22 protein-coding genes and 1 pseudogene are annotated in these 23,592 nt (G+C 70.3%); 9 read left to right on the top strand and 14 right to left on the bottom strand.

The window, feature by feature from the left end:
• Positions 1-6 precede the first annotated feature (6 nt).
• Genes ACV530_RS06610 through ACV530_RS06590 form a run of 5 tightly spaced genes read left to right on the top strand, consistent with a single transcriptional unit; the run spans position 7 to position 3,458 of the window.
• On the top strand, positions 7-264 hold the full coding sequence (locus ACV530_RS06610; protein ID WP_494331310.1) for an acyl carrier protein: 258 nt from the start codon (positions 7-9) through the stop codon (positions 262-264).
• Positions 265-1,296 carry a hypothetical protein gene (locus ACV530_RS06605; RefSeq protein WP_494331309.1) on the top strand — a complete coding sequence of 344 codons (1,032 nt, stop codon included), beginning with the start codon at positions 265-267 and terminating at the stop codon, positions 1,294-1,296.
• Complete coding sequence (gene trpA, locus ACV530_RS06600; protein ID WP_494331308.1) at positions 1,289-2,089, top strand: tryptophan synthase subunit alpha; 801 nt, start codon at positions 1,289-1,291, stop codon at positions 2,087-2,089. Before ACV530_RS06605 ends, trpA begins: the two co-directional genes overlap by 8 nt.
• A complete protein-coding gene (locus ACV530_RS06595; RefSeq protein WP_494331307.1) occupies positions 2,086-2,787 on the top strand; it encodes a phosphoribosylanthranilate isomerase in 702 nt (233 codons plus the stop codon). The genes trpA and ACV530_RS06595 overlap by 4 nt, the downstream gene beginning before the upstream one ends.
• On the top strand, positions 2,784-3,458 hold the full coding sequence (locus tag ACV530_RS06590) for a beta/alpha barrel domain-containing protein (protein ID WP_494331306.1): 675 nt from the start codon (positions 2,784-2,786) through the stop codon (positions 3,456-3,458). The genes ACV530_RS06595 and ACV530_RS06590 overlap by 4 nt, the downstream gene beginning before the upstream one ends.
• 48 nt (positions 3,459-3,506) lie before the next feature.
• Here ACV530_RS06590 and ACV530_RS06585 read toward each other — a convergent pair whose 3' ends face one another.
• The 3 genes from ACV530_RS06585 to ACV530_RS06575 are packed head-to-tail and all read right to left on the bottom strand — an operon-like array spanning position 3,507 to position 6,150.
• Positions 3,507-4,139, bottom strand: a complete 633-nt coding sequence (locus tag ACV530_RS06585) for a DUF6875 domain-containing protein (protein WP_494331305.1) — start codon at positions 4,137-4,139, stop codon at positions 3,507-3,509.
• The gene (locus ACV530_RS06580; protein WP_494331304.1) at positions 4,136-4,744 is read right to left on the bottom strand and encodes a hypothetical protein; all 609 of its coding nucleotides are present in this window, start codon (positions 4,742-4,744) and stop codon (positions 4,136-4,138) included. The genes ACV530_RS06585 and ACV530_RS06580 overlap by 4 nt, the downstream gene beginning before the upstream one ends.
• A 14-nt stretch (positions 4,745-4,758) precedes the next feature.
• Positions 4,759-6,150 carry a pyridoxal phosphate-dependent decarboxylase family protein gene (locus ACV530_RS06575; protein ID WP_494331303.1) on the bottom strand — a complete coding sequence of 464 codons (1,392 nt, stop codon included), beginning with the start codon at positions 6,148-6,150 and terminating at the stop codon, positions 4,759-4,761.
• Between the two features lie 170 nt (positions 6,151-6,320).
• Between ACV530_RS06575 and ACV530_RS06570 the strand changes: the two genes are divergently transcribed.
• Entirely contained in the window at positions 6,321-7,778 is a 1,458-nt protein-coding gene (locus tag ACV530_RS06570) for a multicopper oxidase family protein (RefSeq protein ID WP_494331302.1), read from the top strand.
• A 147-nt stretch (positions 7,779-7,925) separates the two neighbouring features.
• A complete protein-coding gene (locus ACV530_RS06565) occupies positions 7,926-8,504 on the top strand; it encodes an anthrone oxygenase family protein (protein WP_494331301.1) in 579 nt (192 codons plus the stop codon).
• A gap of 7 nt (positions 8,505-8,511) precedes the next feature.
• Here the strand turns inward: ACV530_RS06565 and ACV530_RS06560 are convergent, their stop codons facing one another.
• Complete coding sequence (locus tag ACV530_RS06560) at positions 8,512-9,003, bottom strand: anthrone oxygenase family protein (RefSeq protein WP_494331300.1); 492 nt, start codon at positions 9,001-9,003, stop codon at positions 8,512-8,514.
• Between the two features lie 80 nt (positions 9,004-9,083).
• Positions 9,084-10,175, bottom strand: a complete 1,092-nt coding sequence (locus tag ACV530_RS06555) for a PLL family lectin (protein WP_494331299.1) — start codon at positions 10,173-10,175, stop codon at positions 9,084-9,086.
• 112 nt (positions 10,176-10,287) lie between these two features.
• Here ACV530_RS06555 and ACV530_RS06550 point away from each other — a divergent pair.
• Positions 10,288-10,668, top strand: a pseudogene (locus tag ACV530_RS06550) (PIN domain-containing protein); the annotation flags it as partial.
• An 83-nt stretch (positions 10,669-10,751) separates the two neighbouring features.
• Here ACV530_RS06550 and ACV530_RS06545 read toward each other — a convergent pair.
• The 6 genes from ACV530_RS06545 to ACV530_RS06520 all read right to left on the bottom strand — a co-directional run bounded on the left by ACV530_RS06545 (position 10,752) and on the right by ACV530_RS06520 (position 19,130).
• Positions 10,752-12,206, bottom strand: coding sequence for an amino acid permease (locus ACV530_RS06545; protein WP_494331298.1), 1,455 nt, complete (start codon positions 12,204-12,206; stop codon positions 10,752-10,754).
• Positions 12,207-12,476: 270 nt separating this feature from the next.
• Entirely contained in the window at positions 12,477-14,408 is a 1,932-nt protein-coding gene (gene dxs, locus ACV530_RS06540; RefSeq protein WP_494331297.1) for a 1-deoxy-D-xylulose-5-phosphate synthase, read from the bottom strand.
• 225 nt (positions 14,409-14,633) lie between these two features.
• Positions 14,634-15,890 carry a sugar ABC transporter permease gene (locus ACV530_RS06535; protein ID WP_494331296.1) on the bottom strand — a complete coding sequence of 419 codons (1,257 nt, stop codon included), beginning with the start codon at positions 15,888-15,890 and terminating at the stop codon, positions 14,634-14,636.
• Positions 15,887-16,675, bottom strand: coding sequence for an ATP-binding cassette domain-containing protein (locus tag ACV530_RS06530; protein WP_494331482.1), 789 nt, complete (start codon positions 16,673-16,675; stop codon positions 15,887-15,889). Before ACV530_RS06530 ends, ACV530_RS06535 begins: the two co-directional genes overlap by 4 nt.
• Positions 16,676-16,694: 19 nt before the next feature.
• Positions 16,695-17,801 carry an ABC transporter substrate-binding protein gene (locus tag ACV530_RS06525; protein ID WP_494331295.1) on the bottom strand — a complete coding sequence of 369 codons (1,107 nt, stop codon included), beginning with the start codon at positions 17,799-17,801 and terminating at the stop codon, positions 16,695-16,697.
• A 132-nt stretch (positions 17,802-17,933) separates the two neighbouring features.
• On the bottom strand, positions 17,934-19,130 hold the full coding sequence (locus ACV530_RS06520) for an ROK family transcriptional regulator (protein WP_494331294.1): 1,197 nt from the start codon (positions 19,128-19,130) through the stop codon (positions 17,934-17,936).
• 378 nt (positions 19,131-19,508) lie between these two features.
• Here ACV530_RS06520 and ACV530_RS06515 point away from each other — a divergent pair, with 378 nt between their 5' ends.
• Entirely contained in the window at positions 19,509-19,910 is a 402-nt protein-coding gene (locus tag ACV530_RS06515; RefSeq protein WP_494331293.1) for an ATP-binding protein, read from the top strand.
• Between the two features lie 25 nt (positions 19,911-19,935).
• Here ACV530_RS06515 and ACV530_RS06510 read toward each other — a convergent pair whose 3' ends face one another.
• From ACV530_RS06510 to ngcE, 3 genes are read right to left on the bottom strand one after another with little or no spacing between them, the layout of a single operon-like run.
• Positions 19,936-20,850 (bottom strand): carbohydrate ABC transporter permease, encoded by a 915-nt coding sequence (locus tag ACV530_RS06510; RefSeq protein WP_494331292.1) that lies wholly within the window; start codon positions 20,848-20,850, stop codon positions 19,936-19,938.
• Entirely contained in the window at positions 20,850-21,767 is a 918-nt protein-coding gene (locus ACV530_RS06505) for a carbohydrate ABC transporter permease (RefSeq protein WP_494331291.1), read from the bottom strand. The genes ACV530_RS06510 and ACV530_RS06505 overlap by 1 nt, the downstream gene beginning before the upstream one ends.
• A gap of 15 nt (positions 21,768-21,782) precedes the next feature.
• A complete protein-coding gene (ngcE, locus tag ACV530_RS06500; protein WP_494331290.1) occupies positions 21,783-23,213 on the bottom strand; it encodes an N-acetylglucosamine/diacetylchitobiose ABC transporter substrate-binding protein in 1,431 nt (476 codons plus the stop codon).
• Positions 23,214-23,592 lie beyond the last annotated feature (379 nt).

Here is a 23,592-nt window from a genome sequence, read left to right as displayed (position 1 = left end):
AACATCATGAACCCCATCACAGTCATCAAGAAGTTCGTCGTCGACGAGTTCCTGCCCGACCTCCAGGTCCATGAGCTCGCCGACGACCATGACCTCCTGTCCGACGGTGTCCTCGACAGCCTCGGCGTGCTCAAGCTCATCGCCTGGCTCGAGGACACCTTCGGGCTCGCGATCGGCGACGTCGACCTGGACCCCGAGAACTTCCGCAGCGTCACGGCGATCGACGCCTACGTCGCCAACGCGCGCCAGGAGGTGGCCTGCTAAATGCACCCCGCGCTCACCGGGCTGCTCGCCCGGCGCCCGGTGGCCGAGCGCGAGACCTGGCGATCACTGTGGGACCGGCTCGGCGACGGCACGCTCGGCAAGGAGCAGGCCGTCGCCCTGCTGTCCTCCCTGACCACCCGGCTCCCCGGCCCCGAGACCCTGCTCGCCCTCGCCGACTCCCTGCGCGAACGGCGCCCGGCCGCACCGGCCGGCCCCTGGCCCGGGACCGTCAACGTCGTCGGCACCGGGGGCGGCCCCTCCACGTTCAACGTCTCCACGGCCGCCGCGTTCGTCGCCGCCGCCTCCGGCACCCCCGTCGTCAAGAGCGGCTCCCGTGCCTACGCGTCCGGGCTCGGCTCCGTCGACCTGCTGCAACGGCTCGGCGTACGGCTGACCGGCTCGTACCGGCAGACCGAGCAGACGCTGGCCGAGTTCGGCATCGCCTTCACCGGCCCCTTCGTCTACCCGCCGGAGTTCACCCGGCTCGCCCGCACCATCGCACCGCTGAGCATGAAGCCGTTCGGACGCTTCCTCAACGCGCTCGGCCCCCTCCTCACCGAACTGCCCGTCGCGGCCCAGGTCACCGGGGTCTCCGGCGCCATGCCCCTGCCCGCTCTGCTGGCCCTGGCCCGCCACCGCACCGACCGCAGGATCTGGCTGACCGCCAACGACCTGGGCGCCGACGAACTCCTCGGCTTCGCCGACAACACCGTGCACGTCAACGACGGCACCACCGCGCGGCTGCGCCCCGGAGCCGTGCTCCCCGCCGACGGGGACCTGGCCGCGCTGCGCCCCGTCGCTCCGGGTGCGGCCGTCGGCCACTTCCTCGGCCTCCTGTCGGGCTCCGACGGGCCCGTGGCCACCGGCACCGTCTGCCTGAACGCCGCCGCACTCGCGGTGGCGTCCGGGCAGCGCACCGACTGGCACGAGGCGCTGGCGGCGGCCGAGCGGGCCGTCGCGGGCGGCGCCGCCCGTGAGCTCGCCGAGCGCCTCGGGGCCCGCCGACGGGAGGCGGTGGGCAGCCGTGGCTGAGTTCTTCGCCCGCAGGGCGGACGGAGCCCCGGGGCTCGCCCTGTTCCTCAACGCCGGGGATCCGCCCCCGGACGTCCTGGAGGACCTGGTCCTCATGCTCGACGAGGAGGGCGTGGACTGTCTCGAACTGGCCGTGCCCTTCCCGGACTCGGTCACCGACGGCCCGGTCGTCCGGCGCTCCGCACGCCGGGCCCTGGATCGCGGGACCACCCTCGACGACGTACTGGACTTCATCTCCCTGGTACGGCCGCGCCTGAAGCGGCTGCGGATCGCGCTCCTCGCGGACTACGGCCACTCGTTCAAGGGGCGGGACCTCGAGGCCACCGTCCGTGCCATCGCCGGCAGCGGCGCGGACGGACTGCTCGCCCACGCCCTCCCGCCCCGGTTGCGGGCCCGCTATTTCGCGGCCATCGATGCCGCGGCTCTGCCGGTGGTGACAACCTGCTACCCGACCAGCCCGGAGGAGACCCGCGCCGAGGCCGCCGAGCGCGCCCGGGCCTACCTCTACCTCGTGGCGCACTACGGCCGCAGCGGCAGCGCACCCGCCGCCGGGCACGCCGCGCTCGCCGGCACCGTGTCCGGGCTACGTGCCCGGACGGCGGCCCCGATCGCCGTCGGGTTCGGGGTGAGGACACGCGACGACGTGGCGGCGGTGCAGTCCTGCGGCGCCGACGCCGTGGTCATCGGCTCGGCCGGCGTCGAGCAGATCGAGCGCGCCCTGGCCGAGCGGGGCGATCCGGTCGTGCGCTTCCGCGAATTCGTGCGGTCCGTACGCGAACGGTCCCCGGAATGACGCCGGTTCTGAAGGTATGCGGGGCAACAGCCCCGCGCGACATCGACGTTCTCGCCGCCGCCGGGGCGGACCGGGTCGGCCTGTGGCACGGCGTCCCCGGCGGCCCGGCCGACCTGACAGCGGACGAACTGGCCGCGCTCGCCACGGCCGCCCGTGCCACCGGAGTGCTCGAGCCCGTCCTGGTCACCTTCCTCGGCGACCCCGGCGCGCTGGTCACGGCCGCCCGCCGAACCGGAGTCCGGCACCTGCAACTTCACGCGTACCAGCCGCCCGCGGTGGTACGGGCGCTGCGTGCCGCGCTGCCCGATGCCGTACTGATCAAGGTCCTGCACCTCATGGGGGGCACCTGCCCGGAACGCCCCCTGATCGGTGCCTACGAGCGGGCCGGCACCGATCTGTTCCTCCTCGACGCCACCACCGGCGACGGCCGTGTCGGCAGCACCGGCGTCCGCCTCGCCGAGACGGACGTCCTCTCCCTCGCCGACCGGTTCACCCTGCCGTTCTGGCTGGCCGGCGGCATCACGGCGGCCGCCGCACCCGCCTACGGCACCCTCGTGCGGCACCCCCGCTTCCGCGGGATCGACGTCGACACCGCGGCCCGCGACGCACACGGGCGGTTCACCGCCCGGGCCGTGACCGCCATCGGCCGGGCCTGGCGGACCGTACGGCACACCCCCCAGCCGAAGGACATGCCATGAGTTCCCGCTTCGCCGAAGCACTGCTGACCGCCGCACGCCCCCTCGTCATGGAGGTCAAACAGCGCGACGCGCACGGCACCGATCTCGTCTCCGGCCGCACGACGGCCGATGTCGTCGCCGCCTACGAGGCCGCCGGGGCACCCTGCATCTCGGTGGTGACCGGGCGCTGGTTCGGCGGCACGCCCGAGCTGCTGGCCGAGGTCGCCCGGCACACCGGACTGCCTCTTCTGCGCAAGGACTTCATCACCCGGCACGACCAGCTGGCCGCGAGCAAGGAGCTCGGCGCCTCCGCCGTCCTGCTCACCGCCGCCCTGCTGCCCGCCTCCGGCATGCGCCGCCTGGTCGTCGCGGCGCTGCGCACGGGGCTCACCCCGTTCGTCGAGGTCACCAAGGAGTCGGAACTGGCGCGGATACCCCACGCCGACGAATGCGTGATCGCGGTCAACAACAAGGACATCACCGCGCGGGAGCGGGACGCCGGGGACATCGGCCGGAGCCTGGCCCTGCTGCCCGCACTCCGCGCCACGGGCACCCTCTGCCCCGTCAGCGCCAGCGGCATCGACACCCCGCGGAAGGCCTCGCAGCTGCTGTCGGCGGGATACCGTGGACTGCTCATCGGCACGGCTCTGCTGCGTACGTCCGACCTCGACGCCTGGCCCTCGGCTGCCTGACGGCACGATGCCCCGGCTCCGTGCGTACGGAGCCGGGGCATCGTGCCGTCAGGCAGCCAGTCTGCTCACCAGCTGGTCGCGCATCCGCGCGGGAATGTCCGGGGCGAACCGCTGGAGGTAGTGGTCGAGATGGCGGCCGGTGCCGACCAGGAACGGCAGGTCGAACACCAGCAGCCGGCGCACCGCGAGCAGCGGCACCGGGGAACGCAGCGGCCGGAACTCCTGGTTCCACAGCCCGGGTTCCTCGCACACCGGGTGGAACTGGCCGACCATCAGGCCTGCGGAGACGAACTCGTCCTTCGCCGCCGCCTGCAGCGCGTCCAGCGCCGTGGAGTCCGTGGGGTCCAGCCCCGGCAGCACCATCAGCAACGTCAGCAGCTCCTGTTCGTCCTCGGACAGCCCCTCCGCGAGCTCCTCGTACCGGGCCCGCAGCCGAGCCACCGCGGCCTCCGGCTCTTCCAGACCATCGGACGGCATGGCCAGCAGGAACAGGTCCTTGCGCAAGGAGGGCCGGGTGTAAGGACAGACCGGGCCCGAGCGTCCCAGCGACGGATGCCCCTGGACCAGGAACTCTCCGCTCCAGTCCAGCACTTGACGCAGCGGCCCCAGGCATTCCGCGGGCACCCGGCCCGCCTCCACCTCGGCCGCCGACCAGATCCGCAGCATCGCCTCACCGCTCATCGGGGATCCCTCCACAGCGGGTGCAGGGAGGGGCCGCCACCTGGCAGGACGAGCTCGGAACCCATGGGGCCGCAGCCGAAGCGCCGGGCCGACGCCTCGCCCCCGGGCGAGCTCGCCTCCCCGTAGACACCGCACCCCTCCGCGTCCGCGCGGGCGGCCACCTCGCCGAGGAGCGCCGATATCCGCCCGGTGCCCCGCGCCGAGGCGCGGACGGCGGCGAACGCCAGGTAGTAGTGGGGCCGGTCCACGGGGTGGTGCTCCGCCTGGAGCCGGGAGACGGCCGCCAGCAGGACGGCGTCCTCGCCGAGCACCTCGGCGAACCGCCGCCCGTACGCCTCGCTCCGCGCCTCCGCCCGTTCCCAGCCGCCGGGCGGGAAGAACGTCAGCACCGCGTCGCGCTCGGCGCTGGTCAGCACCTCGCCGTGGGCGAACGACATGTCCAGGAACACCCGGAAGAGGCCGGGCAGCAACCGTGCGCGGCGTCTGTCGTCCGGGGTGATCCATCGGGTGAGCGGATCGTCATGGAAAGCATCGGCCAACAACTGGGCCAGTACAGCGGCATCGGCCCGGGTCGCGGGTTGCGACGGGGCCAGGATCGTGGACAAGAGACGTCCCTCCATCAGACATGGGGCAGGGAGACCGCGCCCCGGCGGGCGGCAAGCTGCTCCACCCGGGCGTGCAGACGCTCGACGTGGGTCTCGGCCTCCGGCTTGATCAGGACACTGCGCATCACACGGGCCGCATCGGCATCACGGACCACTCCGGGATGCCGGCGCGCGAAGTCGTCCGCGTCCACGCGCAGCACGCTCAGGAACACCGGGTCCTCGGCCGCGTCCATGCCGTCCTGCAGCAGCCGGCCGGCCGCCTCGTCGACGGCCGACAACGACCAGGGATCCGTCGCGGGCATATAGGTGACGATGTCGAGATCCGGCTGCTGATACAGCTCCAGAGCCGACGACCGGCTCAGCAGATCCGCCCAGCGAACCGCAGCGCGGCGACTGGCCGCCAGCATCTGCCCGAACCCGTCCCGGGTCAGCGGCAGCAGCTGCAACGTCAGCCACAGCGCCGCCGCTGCGGCTCCCGCACGCGAGCACTCCAGGCTGATCTCGCCGAGGTGCAGCTCGGCCTGGGTGAAGTAGGTGTACGGCGAGTCGTGGGCGAGATACCGGCGGGCATCCGGGTCGTTGAACAGCACCGCGCCGCAACCGTACGGCTGCAGGCCATGCTTGTGCGGGTCGACCACGACGGAATCGCACTCGGCGATGGCCCGCCAGGGCCGGGGGTCGATCCCCTCCGGTGCGTCGGAACGGCCCAGCAGGGCGTAGAAACCGCCGTACGCCGCGTCGACATGCACCCGCGCCCCGTGACGGCGGGCGAGCGGCACCACGTCGTGCACCGGGTCGACCGCGCCCAGGCCCGTCGTCCCGGCGGTCACCACCACCGTGCCGACCCGGCCGGTCGCGAGCACCCGCTCCAGCGCCTCGAGGTCGATGCGCCCGTACGCGTCCGCCGGTATCCGGTGCCCCTCGATGCCGAGGACATCGCACATCCGCTGATGCGTGTAGTGGGCCTCGGAGCTGTAGGCGATCCCGCGGCCGGGATGCGCTCTCCGGGCCACGTACAGCGCCTCGAGGTTCGCCATGGTGCCGCTGGTCGTCAGATGGCCGAGCGGAGAGGACAGGCCGAACATCGCACCGAGCGCACTGATGCACTCGCGCTCCATCTCGGTCGTCGCCGGACCGCCCTCGGCGGCGTGGTTGTTCGGGTTGAACATCATCGCCGTGACATAGCCGACGACGGCCGCAGGGTGCGGTGGCTTCACCATCTGACCCGCGTAACACGGGTGGAAAAAAGGGTAGTTGTCGTTCATGCGTTGCGCGAACCGCTCGAAAGCCGGGCCGAAGGCCGCGTCGTCGACCATGTGCGAAGGGTGCGTCATATAGGGCCCGAACCGCTCGCCCCACCGCTCCCTCACCTCCACTGCACGTGGAAGCCAGTAGCGCAGATCCACAAGTCCCTCCTCCCCGGGCGGCATTTGGTTCCCCAGGTGTAACGGCATCCGCGCAACGCGGGCGCAACGCGCCGAGAAGCGGGGGACCTTGCACTCTTCTCGCGCCGCACCGGGAACGTGGATCCCGCCCGCGGCCCGTGCGCCGCCCTCATGCCACGAGGAGAATCACCATGCTCACCCGACGCCGCATGCTCGGCGCCGCGATCGCCCCGCTGGGCGTCGCCGGTCTCCTCGCCGGCGCCCCACTGTTCGCCGCGAACGGCGCACGGGCGGGAACGGCCACCAGCGCACCCCCGGTCCCCGAGCCGTTCCGCACCGAACTGCCCATGCTCCCGGTGCTCGGCCCGACCTCGACCTCGGCCTCAGGGGGAACCGACACCTACGACATCACCATGCGCACCACGACTGCGGAGATCTTCCCCGGCGTCCGCACTGAAGTCCTCACCTTCAACGGGTACTTCCCGGGCCCCACCATCCGGGCCCGCTCCGGCAGACCGGTCGTCGTCCGGCACCACAACGCCCTGGACACGGCCGCGTCGGTTCATCTGCACGGCGCCTCGGTCCCCGCCCCCGACGACGGCGCGCCCATGGATACCTTTGCCCCGGGCGAGTCCCGCACCTACACCTATCCGAACAAGCAGCCCCATGCCTCGCTCTGGTATCACGACCATGCGCACCATGCCGAGTCGGAGCACGTCTACCGCGGCCTGTCCGGCTCGTATCTGCTCACCGACGACGTAGAGGAGGCACTGCCCCTGCCCTCGGGCAGGTACGACATCCCCATCGCGCTGCGCGACGCACACTTCGACGAGGCGGGTCAGCTCGTCTACACCATGGACGACGCACTGGGCCGTACCACGCTCCTCGCCAACGGCAGGCCGTACCCCTACCTGCGCGTTGCCGCCCGCAAGTACCGCTTCCGGCTGCTGAACTCCGCCAACCTGCGCTTCTTCCGGCTGCGGCTCGCCGACAAGTCCGAGATCACGCAGATCGGTTCGGACGGCGGCCTGCTGCCCCGGCCGTACGCCGCCGACGAGATCTGGCTCTCGCCGGGCGAACGGGCCGACGTCGTCATCGACTTCTCCCGCTACCCGGTGGGCACACAGCTCGTCCTGGAGAACACCCTCGGCCCGGGCACGCCGGACCAGGTGGGCCGGGTGCTGCGCTTCGACGTCACGCACACCGCGGCCGACCCCAGCACCGTCCCGTCCGTGCTGCGGACCTTGCCGCCTCTGCCCGCCGCGACCGCGGAGCGCACCTTCGAGCTGCGCATGGACGAGGACGGCAGAGCCGACCCCAGCGCCTTCATCAACGGCCGCGTCTACGACCCCGATCGCGTCGACGTATCCGTGCGGTACGGCAGCAGCGAGATCTGGACCGTCACCAACGCCAACCGCATCATCCCCCACAACTTCCACCTGCACCTGGTGCAGTTCCGGGTACTGGAACGCAACGGGCAGGGGCCGGACCCCTCCGAGTCGGGGCTGAAGGACACCGTGCGGCTGCTGCCCGGCGAGACCGTCAAGGTCCAGCCCACTTTCGACAGTTACACCGGAACGTACCTCTACCACTGCCATCTGCTGGACCACTCCGCAATGGGAATGATGGGCCGGCTGAGGATCAGCTAGCCGGCCGTGACGCGGCCCGCCGGGGGCCGCTCGAGACCCCGTCCAGGATCGCTCGAGGAACCCGGCCGCCCCGGGGGCCGCTGCCTATGCTCGCGACGCTCGCGCGTCGTACGCCCCCACCCACCGAACACACCACAAGGACCCACCATGACAGTCAACCCGTACGGTCCGGGTACGTCGCTGCCCGGCGCCTGGCCCACTCCGCCTCCCGCCCAGCCGCCCCGCCGGGGCACCGCGGCCGGGTGGCTGCTCGTCGCGGCGGCGGTGGCGATGGGCCTGCTCTCCGGGCTGTTCTTCGCCTTCGACGTGTCGATCATGCCGGGGCTGGCCCGCATGAACGACACCGCCTATCTGACCGCGATGCAGAACTTCAACGACCTCATCGACAACAGCGGCCCCTTCGGGCTGGTCTTCTGCGGGGCGTTCGTGGTGACCGTCTGGGCCGCCGTCGTCGACTACCGCAACGGCCGGAGGACCGCCGCGCTGTGGGCCGGGGCGGCCGCCGCGCTCTATCTGGCGGTCCTCTTGATCACGTTCACCGTCAACATCCCGATCAACGACGAGCTGGCCCGCCTCGGCAACCCGGCCAAGGCCCACGACCTGTCGGTCGTCGACAAGTTCAAGGGCGTCTGGTCGACCACCAACATCCTGCGGACCATCCTGTCGACCGCAGCCGTGGCCTGCGTGGCGCAGGCCCTGAAACTGCACGGCCGGACCGCGAGGTGACACCGCGTCAGGATGCCATCAGGGCCCAGCACAGGAGACCGGTGGCACCCGTGCACAGCACCGCACGCACCACGTTCCAGCGCACCCACGTCGCCTCGAACCGCTCGCGGACGAGGGCCGCGTCAGCGATCCGCGCCGGCGGCCCGGCCGCTTCCAGGGCCTTGTTCAAGGGGATGTTGACCCGGCCGGTGACGACCATCATCGCCACGCAGCAGACCAACGCGGCCACCGCCGGCACCAGCGGCCCCCGCTCGCCCTCGGGCAGGTGCAGGGCGACGGCCAGCGCGGTGAACACCGGCGCCCCGATGTAGCCCAGGACGAACCAGCCATTGAGAATGGCCTTGTTGATGCGCTGCATCACATCGATGAACGTACGGTCGTCGCTGCCGCGCAGCGCCGGCATCACCGAGCAGGCGAATCCGTAGAACAGGCCGCTGAGCAGCCCCATGGTGACGGTCGCCGCGATCAGCGCGGCATGCCGTGCGAAGTCCCCGGTCATCTGGCCCCCTTCGTGAGAATGCGATCGGCTCGGAGATACCGAGCAAACCTCATCGGGGGCAAGCGCAGAGCAAGACGGCCCTACGCCCTGACCCAGTCCCCCAGCACCAGCCCCGGCTCCTCCGGCTTCTGGCGGGCCACGCACAGCGTGCCGTCGGCCGTGACCGCGGCGAGGACGACCCGCCCGGCGGCGTCGACGGCGAGCGCGGGCGCGCCGGTGCACGGCTCGCCGGTCTCGGACCAGGACGCGCCCGCGGCCACGTCGTCCGTGGGGTACGCGGCGACCGCCGGGAGGCCGGAGGCGGCCCGCTGGGCGAGGACGGTGCAGTCCTGGCCGCCGACGGTCGTGCGCAGCACGGCCACCGGGCCGGTCCCGTCGCCGCCGAGGGAGCCCAATCGCACGGGGCCGGGCCGCTGTTCGGCGTTCTCGGACACGGCGGGGTCGGGGGTGTGGACGTACGGCACGGAGTCGGCGGCGTCCCGCCAGAAGTGGGCGATGCGGCCGCCGCCGACCGTCGCGGAGGCGGAGGAGCCGGCCAGCGGCTTCGCGGAGATGTTACGGACCCTCAGCAGCGGCCCGCCCGGCTCGTTCTGGCGCCAGCCCTGCACGGTCTCGCTCGACAGGGCCAGGATCTCCACCCGGCCGTCCTCGGTCGCGGCGGCGGAGACGGTGTCGAGGACGTTGCTGCCCTTCATGTCCGTCCAGGGCCCCCAGACGCCCTTGGTGTCCAGGCTCCGGCCGCAGACGCCGCCGCCGGAGTTGCGTATGAAGACGTGCAGGCCGACGCTGTCGACGACCGTCGTCGGCGCCCCGATGCTGGCCGCACGGTCCCAGTCCTGGCCGTGGGGGGTGGCGATCGACCGCCAGGGGGTCGGTGCCCGGCCGGACTGGAGCTGGGTCGCGTAGACGACCTCGGTGATGGTCCGGCCGTCGCCGGGCTCGCGCGTGCGCACGCCGGTGAGATACACGTAACCCTCGGCGGTCCGGGATATGGAGAGATACGGCTCCAGGCCGGGCACCACGATCCGGTCGGGGCCCGTCCACTCGGGGCCGCCGGGGCGGGTCTCGGTCCAGCGCAGCAGGCCGCCCCGGGCGGGCGCGTAGGCCGTCAGACGGCCGTCCTCTCCCCGCGTCAACCAGCCGGTGGTGGGGGTGGACGTCCGCACTGCCATGCCTTCCTGCCAGCCTTTCCCACAGCTCAATTCCGCTTTTTTACGCGGGTCGACAATAACATTCCGGGTCGCCCGGAATTCCGGGCGGAAAAGGGCGTGCGACCCTTTCCGCATGATTCCTCTGCTGGTCGTCGATGCCGCGAACGTCGTGGGTTCCGTGCCCGACGGATGGTGGCGCGACCGTCTGGGGGCCACCGAGCGGCTGCGCGACCTGCTGGCCGGGTACGCGGCCGGCGGCCTGCCGGACGCGGATCCTCCGCTCGCGGGGCCGCTGGAGATCGTCCTCGTCGTGGAGGGCGCGGCACGCGGCACCGGCCCGGTGGCGGGGGTGTGCGTTCAGGCCGCCGCCGGGAGCGGCGACGACCTGATCGCGGAGCTGGTGGCCGCCCGTACGCCGGGCCGGCGCTGCGTCGTGGTCACCGCCGACCGCGCCCTGCGCGGGCGGGTCACGGCACTGGGCGCCGGGATCCTGGGGCCGCGTACGGTGCGGCCCCAGGCGGCACCCACGCGGGAGGCCGACGGCCCGGGGTACGGGGCACCGGGCCGCGCCCACAGGCGAGGGTCCGCCGGCAGGCGCTACGCGCCCACGCGGCTGTGGCGGCGTCCGTACACGAAGTAGACGACGACGCCGAGCACCATCCACGCCGCGAACCGCAGCCACGTCTCCGCCGACAGGTTCAGCATGAGCCACACGGACGCCACCACCGACAGCACCGGCACCGCCGGCACGCACGGTGTGCGGAACGCGCGCGGCAGGTCGGGCCGGGTCCTGCGCAGGATGATGACGCCGAGCGCGACGACGACGAACGCGAACAGCGTGCCGATGTTGACCAGGGCGGCCAGGACGTCGAGCGAGCTGAAGCCGGCCACGATCGCGACGACGATGCCGAGGGCGATGGTCGAGCGGTGCGGGGTGCCGTAGCGGGGGTGGACGGTGGAGAACACCCTCGGCAGCAGCCCGTCGCGGCTCATCGCGAAGAACACGCGGCTCTGCCCGAGCAGCAGGATCATGCAGACCGAGGTGAGGCCGACGGCCGCGCCGAAGCTGATCAGGCCCGCCCAGAAGGGATGGCCGACGTCCTTGAAGGCGTCGGCCAGCGGGGCCTCCGTCGAGAGAAGGCTGTACTTCTGCATGCCGGTGACGACCACGGACACGGCCACGTAGAGCAGCGTGCAGATGGCGAGCGAGCCGAGGATGCCGCGCGGCAGGTCGCGCTGCGGGTTGCGGGTCTCCTCGGCGGCGGTGGCGACGATGTCGAAGCCGATGAAGGCGAAGAAGACCACGGCGGCCGCGGCGAAGATGCCCATCAGCCCGAAGTTGGAGGGGGCGAAGCCGAACAGCAGCTGGATCAGCGGGGCCGCGAGCCCGTTGTGGCCGCTGGTGGGCCGGGACGGCGGGATGAAGGGGTGGTAGTTGGAGCCGGTGATGAAGAAGGAGCCCGCGATGATCACGATGAGCACCACGGTGACCTTCACCCCGACCACGATGGCCGTCACCCGGGAGGAGAGCTTCATGCCGAGGACCAGGATGACGGTGAGGACGAGCACCAGGGCGCAGGCGAGGACGTCGAAGCCGAAGTGCCCGCTGTGCGGCCCGGTCAGGACGTCCGGCAGGTGCCAGCCCGCGGTGTCCATCAGGGAGCGCATATAGCTGGACCAGCCGACGGAGACGACGGCGCACGCGAGCGCGAGCTCGAGGGTCAGGTCCCAGCCGATGATCCAGGCGGGCAGCTCGCCGAGCGAGGCGTAGGAGAAGGTGTACGCGGACCCCGCCACCGGCACGGTCGAGGCGAACTCCGCGTAGCACAGCGCCGCGAGCCCGCAGGCGATGCCGGCCAGCACGAAGGCCAGGGCCACCGAGGGACCGGCGTTCTCCTTGGCGACCTTGCCGGTGAGGACGAAGATGCCGGTGCCGATGACGACACCGACGCCGAAGACCGTGAGGTCGAGTGCGGAGAGCGTTTTCTTCAGCGCGTGTTCGGGTTCCTCGGTGTCCCGGATGGACTGCTCGACCGTCTTGGTCCGGAACATGCCGCTTCTGCCGCGGCCGCCTGGGGTGGGTTGCTCTGTGGTCACCGGCTCACCTCCACCTGCGTGAACTGCCTCGTGCATGACTCGTGCATGAACTGAGCGAGTGTCCGCGATGATCCGGGCCGTTGTGGGAGGACCACAGCCACCCCCCGCGGGATTCACCCGATGGTGGGCAGCCACGAACGTGCCGAGGGGCCGGTCGGACCACCCCGGCAGGGGGGTTCCGACCGGCCCCTCGGACCGATGGGAGTCGTGGCGTCAGTCGTGGCGTCAGTCGCGGACGATCTCCGCGGCGACGGCGTCGACGTCCTCCGCCTTGCCGTCCAGCCGGGCGACCAGCCCGGTGACCTGGCGGGCGATGTCCGGGGCGGTCAGCCCGATCTCGGCCATGACCTCCTTGCGGGAGGCGTGGTCGAGGAAGCGCGGCGGGATGCCGAAGTCGCGCAGCGGCAGGTCCACGCCCGCGTCGCGCAGCGCCTGGGCGACGGCCGAACCGACGCCGCCCACACGGCCGTTGTCCTCGACCGTGACGACGACGCGGTGCTCCTGGGCCAGCCCGGGCAGCGCCTCGTCGACGGGCTTGACCCAGCGCGGGTCGACGACGGTGGAGGAGATGCCCTGCTTGTCGAGGAGAGCGGCGATCTCCAGGCACATCGGGGCGAGCGCACCGACGGAGACCAGCAGCACGTCGGGGCGCGTCGTGCCCGCCGCGGGGCGGCGCAGGACGTCCATGCCGCCGACCCGGCCCACCGCCTCGACGGCGGGGCCCACCGTGCCCTTGGAATAGCGCACGACGGTCGGGGCGTCCTCGACCTCGACGGCCTCGCGGAGCTGGGCGCGGACCTGGTCGGCGTCGCGCGGAGCGGCGATGCGCAGGCCGGGGACGACCTGGAGGATCGACATGTCCCACATGCCGTTGTGCGAGGCACCGTCGTCACCGGTGACCCCGGCCCGGTCGAGCACGAACGTCACACCGCACTTGTGCAGGGCTACGTCCATCAGCACCTGGTCGAAGGCCCGGTTGAGGAAGGTCGCGTACACCGCGAAGACCGGGTGCAACCCGCCCGTCGCCAGCCCCGCCGCCGAGGTCGCCGCGTGCTGCTCGGCGATCCCCACGTCGTAGACGCGCTCGGGGAACTCCTTGGCGAACTTGCCGAGGCCGACCGGCTGCATCATCGCCGCCGTGATCGCCACGATGTCCTCGCGCTCGCGGCCGAGCGCGACCATCTCGTCGCCGAACACCGACGTCCAGCTGGCACCGCCCGCCGAGACCGGCAGGCCGGTGTCGGGGTGGATGACGCCGATGCCGTGGAAGCGGTCGCCCTCGTGCTGCTCGGCGGGCTTGTAGCCGCGGCCCTTCTGGGTGAGGCAGTGCACGATGACCGGGCCGTTGAAGCGCTTGGCGCGCTGGAAGGCGGACTCCAGGGCCTCCATGTCGTGGCCGTCGATCGGGCCCACGTACTTCAGGCCCAGGTCCTCGAACATGCCCTGCGGGGCGATGAAGTCCTTGAGCCCCTTCTTGGCGCCGTGCAGCGTCTCGTACAGCGGCTTGCCGACGACCGGGGTGCGCTCGAGCAGGTCCTTGCCGCGGGCGAGGAAACGCTCGTAGCCGTCGGTGGTGCGCAGGGTCGCCAGGTGGTTGGCGAGGCCGCCGATGGTGGGCGCGTAGGAGCGCTCGTTGTCGTTGACGACGATGACCAGCGGGCGGTCCTTGGCGGCGGCGATGTTGTTGAGCGCCTCCCAGGCCATGCCGCCGGTGAGGGCGCCGTCACCGATCACGGCGACGACGTGACGGTCGTCATGCCCCAGCACCTGGTTGGCCTTGGCGAGGCCGTCGGCCCAGCTCAGCACGGTGGAAGCGTGGCTGTTCTCGATGACGTCGTGCTCGGACTCCGCACGCGACGGATAGCCGGACAGGCCCTCCTTGCTGCGCAGACCCGAGAAGTCCTGCCGCCCGGTGAGCAGCTTGTGGACGTACGCCTGGTGCCCGGTGTCGAAGAGCACCTTGTCCTTCGGGGAGTCGAACACCCGGTGCAGGGCGAGGGTCAGCTCGACCACGCCGAGGTTGGGTCCGAGGTGTCCGCCGGTCTTGGAGACCGCTTCGACGAGGAAGGACCGGATCTCCGCGGCGAGCCGGTCCAGCTGCTCGGGGCTCAGCCGGTCCAGATCGCGCGGTCCCCTGATGCGGGTCAGCAGGGCCACCCGTGCCTCCTTAAGCTGTCGAGCTGTCGAGCGTCGTCGGTCGGTCGAGTTTAATCTTCCGCCCGAGATGACGATGAACGGGTGATGCGACCTCCGTCACCCGAACGGCACATTCGGGCCACCGACGCGGGTGGGCCCGGGCCGATTGGCCCGGGCCCACCCGATTGGTCCGCCCGGGTGGACGGGCCTCCGACGGATCCTCGCCAAAGACCCGCCGCAACGGCGTTACGCCCGCCCGGCGGTCTTCTGCGTACGACGCGAGACCGAGTCGATCACGACCGCGGCCAGCAGCACCGCACCCGTGATCATGTACTGCACCGCGGAGGCGATGCCGAGCAGCGCCATGCCGGACGCGATCGACTGGATCACCAGCACCCCGAGCAGCGCCGACCACGTCTTGCCCCGGCCGCCGAAGAGGCTGGTGCCGCCGATGACGGCCGCCGCGATGGCGTTCATCAGCAGGCTGCCCGCACCGGACGACTGGTTCGCGGCGTTGATCTGCGAGGCCAGGAACATCCCGCCCAGCGCCGCCATCGTGCCGGAGAGCGCGAAGACGGAGATCCGGACCAGCGGGACGCTGATGCCGGCCCGGCGGGCCGCCTCCACGCTGCCGCCGAGGGCGAAGACCTTGCGGCCGTACGAGGTGCGGCGCAGCACGAGGTCGAACGCCACGACCACGCCCAGGAAGATCACCACGGCCAGCGGCAGCCCCTTGTACTGGTTGAACAGCCAGGCCGCCGCGTACGCGGGCACCGCCAGCGCACCGGTCCGCAGCGCGATCTCGCCGAGCGGGCGTGCGGGCACGCCCGCCGCCTCGCGCCTCCTGGTGTCCCGGAAGGAGACCAGGAAGTACGCGAGCACGCTCAGCGTCGCGAGCCCGTACGCGGCGGCGATGTCGGTGAAGTAGTGGTTGGTCAGCGCCGCGACCAGCCCGGAGTCGTCGAGGTTGATGGTGCCGTCGGAGCCCAGCACCTGGAGCATCAGGCCGTTCCAGCCGAGGAGCCCGGCGAGCGTCACCACGAACGCGGGCACGCCGATGCGGGCGAAGAAGAAGCCGTGCAGCGCGCCGACGACGGTGCCCGTGAGAATGGCCACGACGAACGCGAGCCACTCCGGCATGCCGTGATGGACGTTGAGGACGGCGAAGACCGCGGCGGCGAGTCCGCTCACCGATCCCACGGACAGGTCGATCTCGCCGAGGATCAGCACGAAGACGATGCCGACCGCGATCAGTCCGGTGCCGGCGGCGGTGACGAAGAGGTTGGAGAGGTTCTCGGCGCCGAGGAAGGCGCTGTCCTGCAGTTGGAAGACCAGGCAGATGACGATCAGCCCGACCACGACGGGCAGCGAGCCGAGGTCGCCGCTGCGCAGCTTGCGGGCGAACTCGCCCCAGTAGCCGGCGAATCCGGCCTCGCGGACCAGCAGCCGGGGATCGGCGGCGGCGGGGACGGCGGGCTCGTCACGGGACAGGTCGGTGGTCACTTCTCGGCCTCCGCGGTGCGCGCCTTGCGGCGGGTGACGGCGTTGTCGGTGGCGCCGGTGATGGCGGAGATGATCTCCTCCTGGGAGGTGGTGCGCACCTCGAAGGTGCCGTTGTTGCGCCCGAGCCGCAGCACCGCGACCCGGTCGGCGACGGCCTTCACATCGGCCATGTTGTGGCTGATGAGGATCACGCCGAGGCCCCGTTCGCGCAGCCGCTCGACGAGGTCGAGGACCTGCGCGGTCTGCTCGACGCCCAGCGCGGCGGTGGGCTCGTCGAGGATGACGACCTTGGGCTCGCCGAGCAGCGAGCGGGCGATCGCCACGGTCTGCCGCTGTCCTCCGGACAGCGAGGCGACCGGGATCCGGACGCTGGGGATCCGGATGGAGAGGGTGGCGAGCAGCTCGCGGGCACGCCGCTCCATCTCGACCTCGTCCAGCACCCCGGCGCGGACGATCTCGCGGCCGAGGAAGAGGTTGCCGACGACATCGAGGTTGTCGCACAGCGCGAGGTCCTGGTAGACGGTCGCGATGCCCAACTCCTGGGCCACGTGCGGCCGGTCGACGGTGACCCGCCGGCCCTCCCACTCGATGACGCCGTCGTCGGCGGGCCCGGCGCCCGCGATCGTCTTGACCAGGGTGGACTTGCCGGCGCCGTTGTCGCCGACCAGGGCGACCACCTCGCCGGAACGGATCTCCAGGTCCACATCGGTGAGCGCCTGCACGGCACCGAACCGCTTGGAGATCCCGCGCAACGCCAGTACGGGCGTAGCGGACACGTGAATCAGCTCCTTCGCTGCGGCGCGGCTACTTCAGCCCGGCCTTGTCGCACTCCGCCCGGTACTTGTCGGTGCAGATGTCGTCCTTGCCGAAGAACCCCTCCTTGCCGACGTAGGTGGCGATGTCGGCCTTGGTGAGGGCAACGGGGGTGACGATGATGGCGGGAATCTTCTTCTCGGTGCCGCTGTCCACGGCGGACTTGGCGACGTTGTCCAGCTTCTTGCCCTGGGCGAGGGTCACCGCCATCGTGGCGGCGGCGTCGGCCTCGGGCTTGTACGGCTTGTAGACGCTCATGAACTGCTCGCCGGCGAGGATGCGCTGGACGGCCGAGAGCTCGGCGTCCTGGCCGGTAACCGGGGGCAGCTTGCTGTAGCCGGCGCTCTTGAGCGCGGTGATGATGCCGCCCGCCATGCCGTCGTTGGCCGAGTAGACGCCGACGATGTTGTCCTTGCCCAGCGAGGAGATGGCGCCCTTCATGTTCTCGTTGGCGTTCTCCGGCTTCCACTCCTTGGTGTCGTACTCCTTGCCGATCTTGACCTTGCCGTCGAGCACGGAGTGGGCGCCGTCCTTGTACATCTTGGCGTTGGGGTCGGTGATCGCGCCGTTCATCATGACGATCTCGCCCTTGGAGGCGTTGTCGCCCAGCTCCTTGAGCAGCGCCTCGCCCTGGATCTTCCCGACGCGCTCGTTGTCGACGGACGTGTACGCCTTGACCGGGCCCTCGGCGAGGCGGTCGTACGCGACGACCGGGATCCCCTTGTCGTTCGCCTTCTTGACCGAGCTCGCGATCGACTTGGCGTCCACCGCGTCGACGATCAGCGCGTCGACCTTCTTGGTGATCATCGTGTCGACCTGCTGCTGCTGAACGGAGGCGTCCTGCTTGGCGTTCTCGTAGAGGATCGTGGTGTCCTCGCCCGCCAGCTCCTTGATCTTCTTCTCGATCAGCGGCTTGTCGAAGCGCTCGTAACGGGCGGTCTGGTTCTCCGGCAGCAGGAGCCCGATGGTGAGCGAGCCCTTCTTCTGCTCCTGCTTGTCCCCGCCGCCGGCTTCCTTGGCCTTGCCACAGGCGGCGATGGTGGTGGCCATCGATACGGCGGCCACGGCCACGACCGCACGACGCAGATGCGTGTTCACTTGCAGATACCTCCCTGACGAGGCCGCGTCATTGCGGCCGAGGTGGCTGGAAGTCAACTCGGGCGCCAACAAAGCGTCAAGAAGTAAATCCTTAACGAGATGGCAACGATGCCATTCGTTATCTGTGTGAACTCAAGAGGTCAAGGAATCCACGGACGTGGTGTCCTCCAGCAGGCTCGAGTCACCCATTTCGCTCAGCACGAGCGCGAGCGCGCCGAGCACCTCGGCCCGGCCGCCGAGCGCACCCGGCACGACCTCCAACTGCCGTGCCGCGCTGGGGATCGCATAGCGCGAGACCGACTCGCGGATCGGCGCGAGCACGAGCTCACCCGATTCCGCGAGGTCGCCGCCGAGCACGACGCGGCTCGGGTTGAGCAGATTGCACAGGCTCGCCACGCCGCTGCCGATGTGCCGCCCGACGTCCGCGATCACCCGGCGACAGCCCGCGTCGCCGTCGCGCGCGAGCCGCACCATGCGGGCCACCGTCAGGTCGGTGCCGTGCGCGGAGTGCAGCAGCGGCAGCACATAGCGGTTCGCGGTGAAGGTCTCCAGGCAGCCGCGGTTGCCGCACCGGCAGACCGGGCCCGACTCGTCGAGCGTGATGTGACCGATCTCCCCCGCGGTGCCCCCGGGGCCGCGGTAGATCTGGCCGTTGATCACCAGCCCGGCGCCCACGCCGCTGGCCACCTTGATGTACGCGAGGTCCGCGGCCCCCCGGCCGGCGCCCCAGACCAGCTCGCCGAGCGCGCCGAGATTGGCGTCGTTGTCGACGTACACCGGCACGTCGAGGCGGCCGGCGAGCTCGTCGCGGGGGTTGGTGCCGGCCCAGCCCGGCAGGATCGCGGTCGAGCCCAGCACCCCGGACGCGACGTCGATCGGGCCCGGTACGCCGAGCCCCACCCCGACGATCTTGCGCGCGTTGATGCCCGACGCCGCAACGAGGCTCTTGACCAGGTGCTCGGCGCGGTCCAGTCCCTGGGCGGCCGAGGCGTCGACGTCCAGCGGCTCGGCCTCCTCGGCCAGCACCCGGTGGGCGAGGTTGCCGACGGCGACGCGCAGGTGGGTGTGGCCGAAGTCGACGCCCACCACGATCCCGGCGTCACCGGAGAGCGAGACACTGCGGGCCCGGCGCCCGCCGGAGGAGGTGGGGGTCACCTCGACCGTGCCGCCGTCCTTCAGCTCCCTGACGATGTTGGAGACCGTGGCGGCCGACAGTCCCGTGGACCGGGCGATCTCGGCCTGCGTGAGCGCTCCCGCCATGCGCACCGCGCGCACGACCCGCTCCAGGTTGGCCCGGTGCAGCGAGGACTGCGACCCCGGAGTCTCCACGACCGATCACTCCCACTTCATCGGCAGGGCTTCCCTACAACATCTGAACTCTAAGCTCAGCCGCATGGCGTAGATCACGTCAAGACCTTGACGCCCACCGGCACACCGAGCTTCCACATCGTACGAGCGGGGGCCGGGCCCCGACCCCGGGGCCCCTGTGACCGATGAGCACCGGCGGCAGGCCACATCACACGAAGGGGCGAATCCCGTGCGGCCCGCTCCCCGTCCGGCTGATCCTGCCCTGTCCCTGTGCCGCGCGCTTCAGCGGCATGTTCGCCCGACATACCCGCCGCCGCACCGCGACCGCCCGCGTCCCCATCACGGCGCATCTGTCGGATAGTTGGGCACTTCGGCGATCTCAAGGAACGGAGCACGGCAATGTGCGAGGACCCTCAACTGGCCACCGCGGACTGGTGGTACACCCTACGGATCCCGGCACAGCCCTGGATGATCGGCCTCGTGCGCAGCTCGCTCCGGCTCGCCCTGAAGCACCACGGACGGCACGATCTCGCCGACACCGCCTGCCTGTTGGCCACCGAGCTGGTCACCAACGGCGTGGTGCACGCGAAGTCCCCGGTGACGGTCTATCTCAGCTGCCGCTCGCGGACCCTGCGCATCGACGTGCACGATGCCGGCCCCGAGGCCCCCGCCCCGCGCAGCGCCGGGCTCGACGAGGAGTCGGGCCGGGGGCTCACGCTGATCGACAGCTTCGCCGCGGCGTGGGGCGTCGCCCCGGCGGCACAGGGCACCGGGAAGGCGGTCTGGTTCACTCTGTGCTGAGCCCTGTGCTGATCAGCTGTTCCGGCTATTTCAGCGCACCCGCCGTGAGCCCGGCCTGGACCTGCCGCTGGAAGACGATATAGGCGGCGAGCACCGGCAGCATCGCCATCACCAGCCCCGCGAAGAGCCCCGACCAGTCCCCCTTGTACTGCTGGCTGGCGGCCAGGGCGACCAGCCCCTGGGGCAGCAGCCGTTTGTTCTCGTCGCCGACGTTGAGCACGGTGGGGAGCAGGTACTGGTTCCACTGGCCCAGGAAGTTGAAGATCCCGACGCTGATCAGGCCGGGCTTGGCCATCGGCAGCATGATCTGGAAGAAGGTCCGGGTGTGCGAGGCCCCGTCGATCATGGCCGCCTCGGCCACCGACGTGGGCAGCGTCTTGAAGAAGCCGGTGAGGAAGAAGACCGTGAACGGCAGCGAATAGGCGATGTAGACCAGGATCAGGCCGGGATAGGTGTTGAGCAGCTGCATGTTCTTCATCACGAAGAACAGCGGGACGAGCGCCAGGATGACGGGAAAGCTCATCCCGCCCACGAACAGGAAATAGATGAAGCGGTTTCCCGGGAAGTCGAAGCGGGCCAGCACATAGGCCGCCATCGAGCCCAGAAGCATGGTGCCGACGAGCGAACCGGCCACCACGATCAGCGAGTTGAGGAAGTACTCGCTCATGTGCGCCTTGCCCCAGGCGCGGCTCCAGGCGTCGAAGTGCAGCCCCTTCGGCAGCGACCAGGGCGAGGTGAAGATCTCCTTGTCCGTCTTGAAGGCGCTCATCACCGCCCACAGCAGCGGCAGGGTGACCATCAGGCCCCAGATCACCAGGATGCCGTGCGAGAAGACGTTGAGGACCCTGCCCTCGCCGTCCGTCCGTGCCCGCGTCCGTGCGGGCTCGGCCGGTGCGGTCACGATGCCGCCCTCCGGCGGCTGTTCGGTACGTACGGACATCAGAACTCCAGCCGTTCGCGCCTGCCGAGCTTCATGACGATGCCCGCGAAGATCATGGTGACGATGAGCAGCGCGACCCCGACGGTCGTCGCGTATCCGGCCTGCCCGTCACGGAAGGCCTTGGTGTAGAGGTAGTAGGACAGCAGCTCGGTGGAGTAGTCCGGGCCGCCCGGCCCCATGGTCATGATCTGCACGAAGGCGAAGCCGTCGAGCGCCATGATGCCCATGTAGACCCAGCCGGTCTGGACCGTGTCCCACAACAGCGGCAGCGTGATCCGGAAGAAGGTCTGGACGCGGTTGGCGCCGTCGAGCAGGGCGGCCTCGTAGAAGTCCTTGGGGATGGAGGCCATGCCGGCCGAGAACAGCACCACATAGAAGCCGACGTTGCTCCACACCATCACCGCGGTGACGCACCACAGGGCGAGGTCCGGGTCGCCCAGCCAGTCGGGCTGCACCGAGTCCAGGCCGACGGCGCTCAGGAGGGAGTTGATGGCGCCGCTGTTGGGGTTGTAGGCGAACTGGAAGAGCAGAGCCACGATCGCGAGCGAGAGCACCTGCGGGAAGAAGTAGACGATCTTGTAGAAGCCGGATCCCCGGACGCCGGCGACCGCCGCGTGCTTGGTGCGACGGCCGCCGACGTTGAGCATGAAGGCGAAGAACAGGCCCAGTCCGAGTGTGACCAGCGGCAGCACCAGGAGCAGCAGCACGTTGTGCCCGACGGCCTTCCAGAACACCTCGTCGTCCCAGAGCCGTTGGTAGTTCTCGAGACCGGTCATCGAGAACTTCGAACTCAGCCCCGTCCAGTTGGTGAAGGAGTAGTAGATGGCCTGGACGAACGGGGAGATGACGAAGACCCCGTAGATCACCAGTGGCACCAGCAGAAAACCGGCGATGAAGCGGTACTTACCGTGCTGCATGGCTCACGACCCCGGTTACTTGTGCTTGTACTTCTTGACGGCGCTGTCCTTCGCGGTGTCGTCGGCGTACTTCTGGATCTTCTTGATGGCATCGTCGGGGGTCAGGCGGCCCGCCATCATCTCGCCGAGGGCGCCCACGCCGATCTTCTCCTTCTGCAGGGCGACGTACCAGTCCTGGAGCCGCGGATTGAGCACGTTCTTCCCGGCCTTGGTGAGGGCGTCCTGGGAGGAGGCCAGGCCCGGCGGCAGGGTGAGCCCGTCGGTGCCGCCGTTGAAGGAGGTCAGCGAGGAGACCGCCTTGATGAAGTTCTGCGAGGACTGCTTGCCGAGCATGATGCGCAGCAACTCCATGCCGCCCGCCGGGTTCTTGGCCTTCTTCGGCACGATGAACGGCTCGCCGCCGGAGGCCCACAGGGTGCCGAACGGCAGCTTGTCGTTCTTGTCGAGGCCCGAGGGGGCGCCGACCGCCATCCGGAAGTCCTTGGGGGTGGTTTTCTTCGCCTCGTTCTCCACCCAGGAGCCGTTGGGGATGAACAGCGCCTTGCCCTCGGTCCAGGCGGTCTGCGACTGGATGTGGTCGAGGCCGGGGGTGCCCTGGAGGATGTAACCCTTCTTGTAGAGCTCGTAGTACGCCTCGAAGGCGGCCTTGACCGCGGGGTCCTTCCAGGCGTTCGGCTCGAGGTTGTCGATCCTGTTCAGGACCTCGACGCCGCCGATCTTGCCGATGAAGGGGTAGAGGCTGAACGGGACGTAGTACGGGTACTTGCCCGCGTACGTCCAGCCGGCGATGCCCTTCTTCTTGGCCTTCTCGCAGAGGGCCAGCATCTCGTCCCAGGTCTCGGGGTATTGGGCGTCGAGCTTCTGCAGATTGGTCTTCGAATACCAGACGCCGTAGACGGTGTAGGCGTAGTAGAGGATCCAGGTCTCGCTGCCGTCGAACTGGCCCATTTCCACGACGCCCGGGCGCAGGGTGTCGCGCACCTTCTTCTTCGGGTCGTCGACGGAGGGGGCGTCGAGCAGGGCGTTGAGATCGGCGAGCTGCTGCTGGCCGACCAGGGTGCCCATGTCCATCTGCTTGGCACCGGAGTTGTCGATGAGGTCCGGCGGGGTGCCGCCGTTGAAGCGCGGCTGGAGCTGGGGCGAGATGTCCTGGGTGGCCGAGTGCTTGATCTCGGCGCCGGGGAATGCGGACTTGTAGAGGTTCTCCGCGTCCTTCGCATACTGCTGGCCGAATCCGCCGTCGAAGATGACGACGTCAAGTGGCGCCTTCTCATTGACACCGAGAGGGTTCTTGGCGCTCTTCTGCCCCTTGTCGACCGGCTTGTCATCGTCGTCACTGCCGCTCGCGCAGGCGCTCAGCACGCTCATGGCCGGCACCGAGATCAGGCCGATCGCCGCGGCCCGCTTGATCAGATCGCGACGGCTGAATTCCGAGGTGGATCCCATGCTCAAGTCCTCGCCTTCTCCAGGACTCAGGCGGTGTAGCGGTCTCCCCTGCGAACTCGCCATCGACGAAGGGCCCGACACCGCGGGTCAGTTGAAGCTTGACGTGCTGGGTGTGCGCCGCGGGGAAGTGTCCGGGCCGTGCCGCCCGCCGCCCTCCCCCGGTCCGTCACGGGCAGCGCGGAGCCGCCCCGGACGCCGACAGGTATAGTCCACTTCATATCAACTGGGCAAGATCGAAAGCAGTTTTGGCCATCAGTCTTTCCCTAGTTGAGACCTCGCCGACATCCGGCGACACCCCCTCCAAAACCCTTGACACCACTGCCCTCCCGAGACCTACTTAGCATTGCGCAACCAGGGTGACAACGTTGTCAGCTTTGGA

Source organism: Streptomyces sp. SX-6 (genome assembly GCF_059089585.1).
Note: the sequence above shows the minus strand (reverse complement) of the source record. Positions and strands in the feature narration are given on the sequence as shown.

Excerpts from the sequence above, each read along its gene's own strand:
- ACV530_RS06560 (WP_494331300.1), bottom strand. The coding sequence starts at position 9,003 with ATGACCGGGGACTTCGCACGGCATGCCGCGCTGATCGCGGCGACCGTC.
- ACV530_RS06570 (WP_494331302.1), top strand. The coding sequence starts at position 6,321 with ATGCTCACCCGACGCCGCATGCTCGGCGCCGCGATCGCCCCGCTGGGC.
- ACV530_RS06610 (WP_494331310.1), top strand. The coding sequence starts at position 7 with ATGAACCCCATCACAGTCATCAAGAAGTTCGTCGTCGACGAGTTCCTG.
- ACV530_RS06510 (WP_494331292.1), bottom strand. The coding sequence starts at position 20,850 with ATGTCCGTACGTACCGAACAGCCGCCGGAGGGCGGCATCGTGACCGCA.
- ACV530_RS06565 (WP_494331301.1), top strand. The coding sequence starts at position 7,926 with ATGACAGTCAACCCGTACGGTCCGGGTACGTCGCTGCCCGGCGCCTGG.
- ngcE (WP_494331290.1), bottom strand. The coding sequence starts at position 23,213 with ATGGGATCCACCTCGGAATTCAGCCGTCGCGATCTGATCAAGCGGGCC.
- ACV530_RS06545 (WP_494331298.1), bottom strand. The coding sequence starts at position 12,206 with ATGTTCCGGACCAAGACGGTCGAGCAGTCCATCCGGGACACCGAGGAA.
- ACV530_RS06585 (WP_494331305.1), bottom strand. The coding sequence starts at position 4,139 with ATGAGCGGTGAGGCGATGCTGCGGATCTGGTCGGCGGCCGAGGTGGAG.
- ACV530_RS06605 (WP_494331309.1), top strand. The coding sequence starts at position 265 with ATGCACCCCGCGCTCACCGGGCTGCTCGCCCGGCGCCCGGTGGCCGAG.
- ACV530_RS06555 (WP_494331299.1), bottom strand. The coding sequence starts at position 10,175 with ATGGCAGTGCGGACGTCCACCCCCACCACCGGCTGGTTGACGCGGGGA.
- ACV530_RS06590 (WP_494331306.1), top strand. The coding sequence starts at position 2,784 with ATGAGTTCCCGCTTCGCCGAAGCACTGCTGACCGCCGCACGCCCCCTC.
- ACV530_RS06505 (WP_494331291.1), bottom strand. The coding sequence starts at position 21,767 with ATGCAGCACGGTAAGTACCGCTTCATCGCCGGTTTTCTGCTGGTGCCA.
- ACV530_RS06515 (WP_494331293.1), top strand. The coding sequence starts at position 19,509 with ATGTGCGAGGACCCTCAACTGGCCACCGCGGACTGGTGGTACACCCTA.
- ACV530_RS06595 (WP_494331307.1), top strand. The coding sequence starts at position 2,086 with ATGACGCCGGTTCTGAAGGTATGCGGGGCAACAGCCCCGCGCGACATC.